At 56.4% G+C, this 12,172-nt stretch carries 11 protein-coding genes; 5 read left to right on the top strand and 6 right to left on the bottom strand.

Translation table 11 applies throughout. From position 1 onward, the window contains the following. Positions 1 to 60: 60 nt before the first annotated feature. Complete coding sequence (locus SynA15127_RS00495) at positions 61 to 789, top strand: sulfotransferase (RefSeq protein WP_186484583.1); 729 nt, start codon at positions 61 to 63, stop codon at positions 787 to 789. Here SynA15127_RS00495 and SynA15127_RS00490 read toward each other — a convergent pair. Then, positions 719 to 1,609 (bottom strand): hypothetical protein, encoded by an 891-nt coding sequence (locus SynA15127_RS00490; RefSeq protein ID WP_186484582.1) that lies wholly within the window; start codon positions 1,607 to 1,609, stop codon positions 719 to 721. The two genes, SynA15127_RS00495 and SynA15127_RS00490, sit on opposite strands and share 71 nt — an antisense overlap. 76 nt (positions 1,610 to 1,685) lie before the next feature. On the opposite strand from SynA15127_RS00490, the gene SynA15127_RS00485 reads away from it, so the two are divergent. After that, positions 1,686 to 1,877, top strand: coding sequence for a hypothetical protein (locus SynA15127_RS00485; RefSeq protein WP_186484581.1), 192 nt, complete (start codon positions 1,686 to 1,688; stop codon positions 1,875 to 1,877). 70 nt (positions 1,878 to 1,947) lie between these two features. Here SynA15127_RS00485 and SynA15127_RS00480 read toward each other — a convergent pair whose 3' ends face one another. Together SynA15127_RS00480 and SynA15127_RS00475 are read right to left on the bottom strand one after the other, a co-directional pair. Continuing rightward, on the bottom strand, positions 1,948 to 3,150 hold the full coding sequence (locus tag SynA15127_RS00480) for an exo-alpha-sialidase (protein ID WP_186484580.1): 1,203 nt from the start codon (positions 3,148 to 3,150) through the stop codon (positions 1,948 to 1,950). Then, a complete protein-coding gene (locus SynA15127_RS00475; RefSeq protein ID WP_186484579.1) occupies positions 3,150 to 4,160 on the bottom strand; it encodes a glycosyltransferase in 1,011 nt (336 codons plus the stop codon). Before SynA15127_RS00475 ends, SynA15127_RS00480 begins: the two co-directional genes overlap by 1 nt. A 62-nt stretch (positions 4,161 to 4,222) precedes the next feature. Here SynA15127_RS00475 and SynA15127_RS00470 point away from each other — a divergent pair, with 62 nt between their 5' ends. Beyond that, complete coding sequence (locus tag SynA15127_RS00470) at positions 4,223 to 5,638, top strand: sulfatase-like hydrolase/transferase (RefSeq protein ID WP_186484578.1); 1,416 nt, start codon at positions 4,223 to 4,225, stop codon at positions 5,636 to 5,638. Here SynA15127_RS00470 and SynA15127_RS00465 read toward each other — a convergent pair. The 3 genes from SynA15127_RS00465 to SynA15127_RS00455 all read right to left on the bottom strand — a co-directional run bounded on the left by SynA15127_RS00465 (position 5,597) and on the right by SynA15127_RS00455 (position 9,251). Then, positions 5,597 to 6,280 (bottom strand): hypothetical protein, encoded by a 684-nt coding sequence (locus tag SynA15127_RS00465; RefSeq protein ID WP_186484577.1) that lies wholly within the window; start codon positions 6,278 to 6,280, stop codon positions 5,597 to 5,599. The two genes, SynA15127_RS00470 and SynA15127_RS00465, sit on opposite strands and share 42 nt — an antisense overlap. 113 nt (positions 6,281 to 6,393) lie before the next feature. Further along, positions 6,394 to 7,461 (bottom strand): tetratricopeptide repeat protein, encoded by a 1,068-nt coding sequence (locus SynA15127_RS00460; RefSeq protein ID WP_186484576.1) that lies wholly within the window; start codon positions 7,459 to 7,461, stop codon positions 6,394 to 6,396. After that, positions 7,458 to 9,251, bottom strand: a complete 1,794-nt coding sequence (locus tag SynA15127_RS00455; protein ID WP_186484575.1) for a tetratricopeptide repeat protein — start codon at positions 9,249 to 9,251, stop codon at positions 7,458 to 7,460. The genes SynA15127_RS00460 and SynA15127_RS00455 overlap by 4 nt, the downstream gene beginning before the upstream one ends. 35 nt (positions 9,252 to 9,286) lie before the next feature. On the opposite strand from SynA15127_RS00455, the gene SynA15127_RS00450 reads away from it, so the two are divergent. Both SynA15127_RS00450 and SynA15127_RS00445 read left to right on the top strand, forming a co-directional pair. Beyond that, positions 9,287 to 10,516, top strand: a complete 1,230-nt coding sequence (locus tag SynA15127_RS00450; protein ID WP_186484574.1) for a glycosyltransferase — start codon at positions 9,287 to 9,289, stop codon at positions 10,514 to 10,516. A gap of 58 nt (positions 10,517 to 10,574) precedes the next feature. Further along, positions 10,575 to 11,969, top strand: a complete 1,395-nt coding sequence (locus SynA15127_RS00445; protein ID WP_186484573.1) for a hypothetical protein — start codon at positions 10,575 to 10,577, stop codon at positions 11,967 to 11,969. The last annotated feature ends 203 nt before the right edge of the window (positions 11,970 to 12,172 follow it).

Here is a 12,172-nt window from a genome sequence, read left to right as displayed (position 1 = left end):
GCGGCTACCGGAAAGTCAGTGGCAGCCTACTGAGGCCCTCCGGCTCCATCGCCCGCAACCATGGCTGAACGATTCCCGGACTTTTTGGGGCTCGGAACCCAGAAGGGCGGGACCACCACATTGCACAGGCTGCTGTCAGCCCACCCACAGGTCTTCCTGCCGGACTGCAAGGAGGTGCACTACTTCGACCAGAACCACCACCAGCCCCCGGCCTGGTACGCCAGACACTTCCAATCCATCGGACAGGCGCAGTGCTGCGGCGACATCACGCCGTTCTATCTCTTTCATCCCCAGGTCCCGAAGCGCATCCATGCCTTGCTGCCCTCTGCACGTCTGGTGGTCTTGCTGCGAGACCCCGTGGAGCGAGCGCTTTCTCAGATTTTTCATGCCCGCAAGCGCGGTTTTGAAGAACTCTCACCAGCCGACGCGATCGCTGCAGAAGAGGAGCGGCTGGCCAGCGGATGCGCCATCAGCCTGCAGAAGCACAGTTATGTCGCCCGAAGCCGCTATTTGGAACAACTGGACCGCTATCAGGCTTTGTTCCCCTCCGACCAGCTGCTGGTGCTGCAAAGCGAAGCCTTATTCGAGGCACCTGAACCACTGTGGCAACGGTTGCTGATGTTCCTAGATCTTGCGCCAGAGCCATTGCCTCCACTGCCACAAGCCAATGCCGGCGATGGAGGCGCAGCTGGCGTTGACCCAGACCTACGTCTGAAGCTCAGGCAGACCCTCGCCTCCACCGCCAGAGACGTGCGCGAACGTTACGGCTTTGGCTGGGACTGGGAGTAGCTGCAATCGGTGTTCCACGAACCCGCAACAGCAACGGCACAGTGAGTGTGGCGGGATGACTGATGCCATGTTCCCAAAGTCCGTCTTCACCCCAGCAATCACCATGATCGGCGCAGATCAGCACCGTTCCATCAGAAAATCTGTTCAATAACGGCGCCAGCCGTCCATCCACCCATTCCAGACAGGCCTGTTGACGACGGGCACTCTCAGCCGCATCACAGGCATCTCCTCCAAAGGCAATGCAAGGACTGGGCTTCCGTGGCCAGGAGGCTCCAACATGCCAATAAGGCACATGGGTCTCGCCCACATTCAGGAAAAGAAACGTCGACTGATGATTCGGAGTCTCCTTCAGCTCCTGTTCAATCCAAGCGAGCTGACCCTCCAAGCTCCAGGTGTTCCCAGCGAAATGGAAGCGCTCGAACGGAGCTCCTAGGACGGCACCGGTCTCGCTCTGAGGATTGAACCAGTCCACGGCCCCACTTCCCAGGGTGCGGTAACCGCTGCGTCGGAATCCTTCAATCAGATTCGCACCTTGAAGCTGGAAACCGTCGCTGTCCTGACCAGCGCGACCGGCAAAAGCCATGCGAAACAGCTTGCCGGCTTTGGGGTTGAGCCAGGGATCCGTACAACCCTCCACGCCGGGGGTGAAGCCCATCCACATCGCGGCATGGCTGCCGTAAGTGAAATAACTGGGAGCCTGGGCGCGATGCAACGGACCGACCGCTGACAAGTTCGGAACCGAGCCAGCTGCTTGCGCCGCAGAAAAGGTGTCAAAGCGGCATGAATCCAGGCTGAGCAGCAGAACGTCGGTCTCAGCCATCCGTCCGTCCGATTCCAAAACAGCCGAAGCGTATGCCCCGAATCATCAAGCAGGCAGGCGGGACATCAGAGGGAGGATGAGTATGGCCAACATTCGAGGGTTCTTCGTGAACCTCGACGGTTGCCAAGAACGCCGCGAGCGACTGGAAGGAAACCTCAGGGAGTTGGGAATGTCCCAACGTCATGAGCGTTTTTCAGCGATCAGAACACACGCACACGTCGACTTTTTCACCGAGCAGATGCTTCGCATTGCCGAAAAAGAATCCTGACTTGTGTACGCCTGCGATCCGCATCTTGATGCAGAAGCTGACAACGCTCAGTTGAAGAGCTGATCTCTCATCAACCAAGGATGTCTTGCTCTGTCAGGCAGAGGTAGCGGATCGCCTGACGGCCTGCCCATGAATACGCCAGATGAAGATCCCCGGGGTGCCCTTCAAGAATCGAGGGATAGGCAAGCTGGCCGTTCAAGTCCCAATTCATCGAACCGCAGAAGCCAAAACCCGTGTCGATGTCGCGGATCCAGGGCCAGCTATCGCCATCATCCTCACTGAGCGCGATGGAGAGAGGCCAACGCGTGCGGGGCCAACGGGCTTCTCCCCATGGTGGCGTTCCATCAGCAGCATCAGAATCTGGTCCGAAACTGAAGCGGTTGAAGATGAGAGCCAACCGGCCGCTTGCCAGACGCAGACCCTGGATCGAGCTGTTGTTGTTGGGCAGATCCAAGGGAGTAGGAGCCGTCCAGCTGCTCCCCTGGTCATGACTGCAAGAGCGGTACACACGATCGGCGAGTCGACTGCGGAACAACTGCAGCAGTCCATGGCCATCGGCAGCTGTAACGAGCGAACCGTGAACCCTCCCAACGCTGTCGGGCACCGGGATCGCTTCTCCCTGGACCCGCCCACTGGCATCGAGGTGCAGCAGCTCGGAATGATCAGCTCCAAAGTTCCTGCCCTCCAAGCTGCGATAGATCGGCAGCAGCCAGTGGCCCCTGGGTAAAGGGTGAGGTGGATGGCGACAGAACGCCGGCGTTCCCAGCAGGTCCTCAGGCGATGACCAAGCCTCAGCCGCCCAAGTGAGCGACTTCTCAGGCTCAAGATTGACCAGCGGCAGCTGCTGGCGGCGCAGCTTTGCCGTCCATTGCATGGAAAAGCTGCTGTCGTGCTGCTGCCAGCTGAGATCATCTGGATCGCGGCTGCGCTGAGCCGTGTGAATCAGATGCAGCTCGCCATCACTGACAAACAACAACGGGTTCTGCTCGGAACGCAGTGGATCCTTGGAAATGCGCTGAGGTGGGGTCCAGCGACTGGATCCACGCACAAGCAAGCTCATGTGTATCGACATGCCAGCAGTCCCCTCCTGCCCACCTGCCATCCAGACACAGGCCAAACAGTCGTGACGAAGCCAGCAGAGTTGCGGCGCGTGGTTTTGCACATCCACCGGTTCCAACAACGACCACACGCCCGGCTGAAGTGGCGTGATCAGGAGGCGCCCGAAGTCCACTGCCTCACACAGATCGAGCGCCGATTGCTCAGGGGAGAACATCAGGGAACCTCGTCGAGCTGACGAATAGCAGCCGCCACGCTGGTCTGCATCGCCAGCGCGGAATAGCGCTGGCGCACCTCATCAGACATCGCCTGCAACTGATGCAGCAGATCATCCTGGCGCTGGCGCACGTGCTGATCCAGCTGCTGCACACCATCAACGAAGCCAAGCCAGTCGCCAAATGCCACCTCAATGCCCAGGCCATACCCCCTTGCAAGAGCAAACAGTTCTCGCCCCCCGAGGCCGGAATAGCCCACAACGGCACAACCACAAGCAAGGGCCTCAGCCACAGGCAGGCCAAATCCTTCAGGATGCCCGAAGGAGAGAAACATGAGGGATTGCTGCAGGGCCTGCACCACCTCGGCATGGCTGCAGTTGCGGATCGGCAACAGACTCCAGTCCCTGAACCAGGGCTGCTGCTGCAGCAGTGCCATGACGACTTCAGCATCAGCATTGTTTTTGCGTGGCATGTAAACCACTTGCCGCTTCTTGAGGCCACTGGGCTTCAGATGTTCAGTCTCCAGTCCGTTGACGATGCGCCGCACGCGATTGGTGTGCAACCCAAACCCAAGGCTGAGCAATCGGCGGTCATGCTCGGAGACGCACCAGATCTGTCGCAACTCCTGGTGTCGATACATGGCCAGAACCTTTTGAGGTGAAAGAAGGGGCTTGCCCTGCACCCCGAAGCTGTAAGCACCGTTCTGATTGAACAGAACCTTCGGCACTCCCGGCGCCAATTTGGGAACCAATGGCAGAAATGTCTCCGCAACAATCACCACATCTGTTTGCGGGTTGAACTGGGTGCCCATGATCCAATTCGCACGGGCGATCGTGGAAACCTTGCTCTGGAACCAACCGGGGTGAAAATCGGCTGACTCCTGCACCAGCACCGCCTGATGACCGCAGGCCTTGATCGCTTCGGCGAGGCGATGCATCTGCTTCACCCCACCAATCGGGCGCGGGAGATCGGGGTAGCAGGCAATCCAGAAGCAGCGCTCAGATCTGCTCATGGGCAAACGACCACGGGTGATGCTTCAGGATCATGGAACGCCTTCCTTAGCAGCTCCGCAGCATGGCGCCGTCTGAGCAAGCCGCCAATCTGCTGCTGATCACGTTTGATCAATGGCGGGGTGACTGGGGGGACCCCCACAACCCAGTCGTGGACTTGCCGGCACTGCAAGAACTCGCCGCCGAAGGATGGAGTGCGCAGCGCTGCATCACCGCCAGCCCTCACTGCGTGCCAGCACGGATGAGCTGGATCACTGGGCTGCAGCCCAGTCAGCTCGGGGTCACCCGCAACAGCGATGTCTCGCTACCGATGGATGCTCCCTCAGTGGTGAGACCTCTGCAGGAGCTGGGGTGGCGTACGGCTCTGATCGGCAAGACCCACTGGAGCAGCCATCACAAGACGGGCGACCTGCGCGAGCATCAACCGCTGCTTCGAGCACTGGGATTCGACACCGTGGAGGAGGTCGCCGGTCCCCGAGCACTGCGGCGCATGGAATGCGCGTTAACCGATGCCTGGCGTGCAGCCGGCGTGCTGGAGGCTCAGCGAGCTGACCTGACAAAGCGCTACGGACCAGGGCGAACCGCAGCTGCCTGGACCATTCGCCCATCGGTGTTGCCGCAAGCGCTGTACCCCGACATCTGGATCGCGGATCGTGGCCTAGAGCTATTGGATTCCATGCCCAGCAACCAACCATGGCTGCTGTGGATCAGCTTCACGGGTCCCCATGAACCATTCGATACGCCCGCCCCGTGGCATGGCCTCCACTCCAACAGCGCACTGCCATTGCCAACACCCAAGCCGAGCTGGATCGACTCCCTGCCACAACACGCCGAGCTGAAACGCTGCGCAGATGGGTGGCGCGAGCTGTTGACCCCTGAGCAGATCCAGGCCTGTCGAGCTGACTACGCCGATCACCTCAAACTTCTGAATGACCAGCTCCAAAACATTCTCCAGAAGCTGAACCAGCGAAGCGACGCTGACAACACAGCAGTCGCGCTCACCTCAGATCACGGAGACATGCTCGGGGATGCCGGCATGCTCTACAAGGGCACTTTTCTTGAAAGCGCCATCCGCGTGCCATTCATCTACCGAGCACCGAAACGAACGGGCCATAACCCGCAGAACTTGAGCAATCAGGCGTTAGCACTCACAGATCTGTTGGGGCAGATTCTTCAAGGACTTCCCAGAGGCGGGGCACTGCAGCCAATCCTTCGCTGGGGTGCCCGTCAACCGGGAGCCGTCGCCGAGTTCGCCAACGAGCGGCTGTACGTGAGGGGGCAACGCAAACTATGCCTGGATGCTGAGGGTGTCCCAATCTGGGCCACCGATCTTGCACGGGATCCGAGCGAACAGATCAACCTTTGGCCCACAGGTGGTGTGCTGCATCCGTGTTGGCAACGACTGAAAAGCTGGACACAGCGCGACCAGGCACTTCGCTCAAAACCGAGGTGGCTCTGGCGCAGGCTTGCCAATCCGTAGCGTCAGCTGGGATTCAGGGTGGAGATCAAACCACTCCGCCCACGTGCGGAACCGCTCTACGTTGTTATTGAGATAGGCCTGCAGAAGCGGCTGTTCATCAGATGGAACCCTGCCATGGAGAACATGCACGGGCAGCCCCTGCCCAGCCACCCAGGGCTTGGTGGTGCGGAAGTTAGCCTCGGCCGGCAACACGGCAAGGCGAAGTCCACGGCGCTGCATCAACCTCCACACCACCGAACGCAGCGACGCCTGATCCCAAGTCTGGCCAAAGCGATGATGCAAGCGGTCGTACAAGCGCAACCAGCGGCGCACCAGGCGCCTCTGCAAGGGCCCGCGGCGGAAGAGCAACACACCGGAATTCAATTCGGGGAAGAGGGCAGGAACGCGCTTGTCGCTCCAGCCGGGGGGATGACGCACCGGTGCATGCACAGCCGCCAGATCAGCAGGGCCTAAAGCTGCAAACAAGGCATCGACTGGGGCCGTCAGACGCGCATCACTATCGAGAAAAAGAGTGCGTGGAAAGGGCAACATCTGAAGCGGTCCGATCTTGTCCCGATAACCACCGACGGGATCAGGGTGGGCCAGCACTTGGTCGAAAACATCAGCATCGCTGGCTTCACCGATACGATCGGTGATCAGCACAAAGGGGCGTCCACATGCATATTCAGTGGATGCGCGGGCATTATCGAGCGCCTCATGAACATGTTGCTCACCGGTCGCGATGAAGAGAATCCCTTCTTGAGCAGTCACAGGAGCTAGGAAGACTGATGAGTCAATGACGCTGGTTCCCAGCTACCAAGAAATGCATAGGGTTTATCTTGCTCAGTCCTTTGACGCTTTGCCAAGCTCGCGCGAATCGACGCAAGCTGAGGATGACTGGGATCCAGTGATGCGGCTTGCTGCAGGTGATATTGGGCCAGACTGAAATCTCCGCGCATGCTGGCGAAACTCACCAAATTCAGGCATCGCTTCGGGGATGGACCATCCAGGCTGAGCGCATGCATGAGGCAAATTTCAGACTCATGAAAACGACGAAGATTGAGATAAATATCCGAAACACAATCATAAAGAGGAGCGTAAGAACCCAATACACGGTGCACTTGACTGCACAATTGCAAAGCAAGTGTGAACTGTTTCTGCGATACAGCATCCGTAGCTTGTTCGAGCTGCTCTAGAGCAACCGAGCGCTCCTCTGGTTTTGGCAGGGAGTCGAGCAACTTCGCTGCAGCTGGATCTACAGCTGCAGATTTGCGAAGACCAGAATCGCGAACTTCCTCTTCAGAAAAGGCCAGGAGCAAGGGATCCGCAAGCGACCAGCCCTCAACGTTCTCCGTCGCAGGCGCTGGTGAGGTGGGCTGATGAGAATCTTCAAACTCCAAACGATTGAGATTCACCTTGGCATCGTTGTAATCCGGGTTCTCTTTCAACAACGTCGTGAGAATCTCTCGAGCCTCCTGATACCGCGCCAGATCAATCAACAAATTGGCATAGTTATTTTGAATGGGAGCGGACGCAGGATTGAGTTGCAAGGCACGCTTGAACAACTCCTCAGCCTGATCGAGCTTGCCGAGGCGCCGGTTGTTGGCACCAAACAACGATAAGAAATCAGGATTCAAGCCAAACGCGGGTTCAAGGCATTCCAGCAGTGGCGCTGCCGCTGCAAATTCACCGATTCGAAATAAGGAAGCCGCCAAAAGCTGTGCTGCCATTGGATCAGATTCGGGCGTCACAGCTTGGCCACGGGCCATCGCTACAAGGTCGTGATAACGACCGAGCTGGAACAACTCCGACAGCTGCGACTGGGGTTGGGTAGGAGCTGTCATTCCTGGATCGGATCTCCCTCAACAAAAGCATGCGATCCCGAAGCAGACTCCTCTTCGGTATGCACCGGCCCATCCGGCATGGGGCATCCCGCTTGGAGCCAGCTGGAGACTTGCTCCAGGGCCGTCTGCCATCCCTGCTGCTTGGTTTCCCGAGCAATGCCCACCGATGGGTACCAGTAGCTACGCATCACAGCTGAATCACTCAACCAACGCCAATCACTATGCAAACTCAGCAGGCACTGCGTGGGAATGTTCAAACCACCCGCACCATGAATGGTCGTGTTGGCCACGCTGATCACCGCATCACAAGCTGCAACCTGATTCAGCCACAGCTCCATGTTCTTGAGAGGATTCACTTTCTCGTCATGAATGACTGGGATCCCTCGCACTTGCCAGCCGCTGATGACCGATTTAACATCACCGTATTGAAGACTGACAAAGCGATAATGAGGAAACTGCTTCATCAAGTCTGCGATCAGATCTACATGAATTGACTTTTGCTTCATACGATCTGCCTGGGCTCCACCGCGCCAGCTGATCCCAATTATTTTTTCAGTTGCTCCCATCGAATAATTCAATCGGAATTGGTGTGATGAAGCGCCTTCAGCAACGAGAATTGGAACTCGAGGAGCATAGGTATCAACTGTTGTAAAGCGATGCTGGCAGATCGAACCCAGCGGACATTGAACATCAAAAAGGCCTGGATGGAGCCTGCCCTCAGCAACATCATTCTGACTCCAGATCGACACCTCACCTTGCTGAATTTCGGTTGAAAGAGAACGTTGATAAATCGGCAACAATCTGCCACTCAATAGCAAGCCAACGTGAGCAGACTCCTGAATCAAAGGGGGCAGCAATGAAGCGAACATCATCGTGTCCCCAACGGCCTGCTCCTCAAGCAACAGGATGCGTTGCCCCTTTAACTCAGACCCACGCCAAAGGGGCAATTCGTGCAGCGAGAAAGGCTTTTTCAGTGCCCGTTGCCACTTCTGCTTACCGGGAGCGGGCGTTCTCAAACCATACTCATACAGGCTCCAACCTTGCTGGAAGAGCTGGTGTTTCAACAGGATACAACTGCTGTTCCAATTGCTGCGGTCATACAGTTTTTGGGCCTTTTTCTGCTCTTCAGGAGTGACTAGCAAGGCTGTACTCAACACCTCCGAGGCCAGTTGAATCGACTGAAGCGCGGCTTCCAACTCCTCTCGATTGAGTTCAAAAAATGAGCGGGCAAAGATAAATTCAGCCTTTTCCAAGGGTGTGCAACTTTCAAGCCGCAGCTCAATTGTGTCGAGCACAAGCTGCTGCTGATCCTCGGCGAACGAGTGTCCACCCTCATGGTTGCAAATTCGAAACAACGACCAGAGCAATTCAAAGCAAAGGCCCAGATCTTTGATGGCAGAACGAATCATCTGCAGAGCCCACTGCACTCGGCTCTCACTCAGCAAAGCATCGATGCATTGCGTGTAAGCAATCTTAAGCTTCGGATCATCGCCAGCACGACAGCAACGAAGATGCGTGAGATAACATTGAAGAGCCTCACTGGTTTGACCAGTTGATTTCAACAAGTTTGCATAATTTGGCAGGATGTCTGAATGATTCGGATACCGAGAAAGACCTTGCTTATAAATTATTTCAGCCCTTTTTTCGTCTCCAGATGCACGCAATAATGCACCATAATTTTGAAATAATATTGGCTCAACCTTATTCTGATCCAATGCACGCTCATACTGGCGAGCTGCTTCTGCAAGATTGCCCTCACCATGGGCTTTGATAGCCAGCGGAAGTCCCACAGCGTTTGTTCAGATCATTGGTGGATAATCCAATCATGCCTGAAATCAAAACCTCTCAGGGTCAACGGCTGCTGATCCTCCACCCCAACTTCCCTGGTCAGTTCAAACACCTCGCGAAAGCTGCCGCCAGTGCCGGACATGACGTCCGCTTCTTATGCCAAACCCATTACAACCGCAGCATTCCTGGCGTCCTGCGCATGAAACTGAAAGGTTCAGCAGGTCGAGAAGCGCTGCTGCAACAGGCAGCTTCAACTTTAGAGCAAACAAAAAAACTTGCAGAGCAGTACCGGCTGGGCTTCTTAAGTCTGCAAAAAGCCAACTGGACACCCGATGTGGTGGTCAGCCACTCCGGATGGGGCTGCGGTCTGTTCGTCAAGGAGTTCTGGCCCCAATGCCGGCATGTGGCTTACGTGGAATGGTGGTTCAACCCAACCTCAGAGTTCTATCGATACGACTCTGAAAACCTCGAACTGGGGATCCATCCCAACGCGATCTGTAAACACTGGCAGCGCAACCAGCCCGTAGCCCTTGAACTGAGCGCCGCCGACGCTGTTGTGGCACCAACGGCTTGGCAGCGACAGCAACTACCTATCTCCCAGCAAGAACGCTGCCAGATCGTGCATGACGGCATTGACCTGCAAACCTTCCGACCTGCTGCAACGCCCACACACCATCCAACTCCGCTGCTGACCTACGGCACACGGGGCATGGAACCCATTCGCGGGTTCCCCCAATTCATCCGTGCCTTGCCAAAGCTTCTCCATGAGAGACCCGACCTAACGGTGGAGATTGCAGGCGAAGATTCCAGCAACTACTCCGGCAGCCCCCCGAAAGGATTTAAGAGCTGGGGCACGTGGGCACAACGATTTCTTGAAGACCACGGGGTCGCCGAGCAAATGCATTGGTTGGGGCATCTACCCCTCACGCGGTACGTGGACTGGTTGCAGCGCAGCTGGTGCCACGTTTATCTGACCCATCCCTTCGTGGCCAGCTGGAGTCTTGTCGAAGCTCTCTCCTGCGGAACAAGGCTGCTGGTCAGCGACGTTGCACCCGTGCGTGAGTTCTGTGAGGGGCAGCCAAATGTGAGCTTCGTCGATCACCGCAATGCAGCAGAGCTCTCTCTGCACCTGGCTCAAGTCTTTCAGGCGAAGCCCGAGCCAGACCCTGCCAACAGACGCCAACAGCTGCTGCAACGCTGCTCCCTGGCATCGTCCTTGAACGGCTGGAGCCTTGTGTCTGGTTTGAAGCTGACCACAAACCATTGACTGGGCTTGACCTCTTCTTTAGTTTCCGTACGGTTTCTATCGACCTCTTCCTGTCTCCATGGCAATCCTGATTACCTCCCCCGGTCTGGTGACCACGGGGACCGAAGGAGCCGACGAGATCCTGTTTGGATCCTCAGTCGCCGCAAATGGCTCCGTTGTCAATGCCCTTGCTGGCAACGACACCATCACGCTCACTGCTGCTGGCAGCACCATCAGCGCTGTTGGTGGCCCTTCCATCAATGGAATGGGTGGAGCTGATGTCATCAGTGTCAGTGGCTTACCTGACTTTTCAGCCGGTGTTGCTGCACTCAACGGTGGAGCCGGTGGTGACACAATCACTATTTCTAACACTCTTGGTGGTGTTGCAGTTAACGGTGGCGACGGCAACGACCTGATTAACGTCCTCAGTGGTTCGGTTGAGACACTGAATGTTGGTGGTGGCAGTGATACTGTCAACATTGCAACCGGTTCGGTTGTCTCTGGTGTCACGCTTGGTGCTGGTGCAGATTACTTCTCAGCTGTAGGCGATGTTGCAGGAAATCTTGTCGCTGGTGGCGGTGCAGATACCATCACCCTCGCCTCATTCAGCAAATCTGGAGCAATCCTTAACGCTGATTCAAGCGCAAACGGCGGTGGTGCTGATTCCATCAGCGTTGTAGCCCTCGGTGATAACGCAGACATCAAAGGCAAAGGTGGTTCCGACACCATCAGCGTCACAACGATCGGCAGCGGTGCAATCGTTGAAGGAAATGCTGGTGGCGACCTGCTGACTGTCGAATCATTCGGCAGTGCACGAGTTCAAGCTGGTTCAGGCAACGACACCATTTCTATCGGTTTTGTTGCTACAGGAACAGTTGTTGCAGGCGGTGGTGCCGACAGCATCACTGTTTCCGGCGCAGCTGGTGTTTATGCAGGTCTTTCAGTCGGTCTGGGTGCTGGATCCGATACCTTGACCTACAGCACTGGAGTTGCTGGTGGAACTTACGGTTCGGTTGACGTTAGTTCGCTGAGCGACTCCACTGTCTCATCTATCGACACCGTTAGTTTCGCCGGAACCACAGGCGTAGCCGGATCAGTGATTTTCGATGTCGGCAGTTCCACGCTTGCTGGTAGCGCACAGCTCACCACAGGCACCTTTGCTTCTGGAACTACAACAGTGCTCTCCGGTGCAGGTGTAACTGGCACCTTTAATAACGGAGAGATGGTTATCGAACAGACTGTCACTTCTGTGGCAACGATGGCTGGTTACGCTGATTCGCTCACCAACACCAAGAGTGGAGCAACTGTTGTCTTCACCAATGGAGAAGATGCTTTCCTGTTCATTCAGGGTGGGTCTGCTGGAACTGATGACGACTACGTCGCCAAGATCGATGCTGCAGCCGGTGCTGGCCTGGGAATGACCCTCGATGGAGCAACCGCTGAGGCGGTGAAGGTTGACTTCACAGTTGATTGATTAGGTTAATTCAATCTTCTAACTAATTTCTATACCCCTTCTTCCACGAAGGGGTATTTTTTTGTCTATAATTCTCGCCTGACTCTCACAGTGATCACAACATCACCAAGATCACTTCCAGGAAATAAGGAAATAGGTACACTCCCATGGCTATCGGTGTATTCACTGGCAGCTTTAACTGGGACCAATCCAAACTCAAATCA

This window comes from Synechococcus sp. A15-127, from assembly GCF_014280215.1.
Classification (GTDB): Bacteria; Cyanobacteriota; Cyanobacteriia; order PCC-6307; family Cyanobiaceae; genus Parasynechococcus.
The sequence above is the reverse complement of the archived record's forward strand: the minus strand, read 5'-3'. Positions and strand labels throughout refer to the sequence as shown.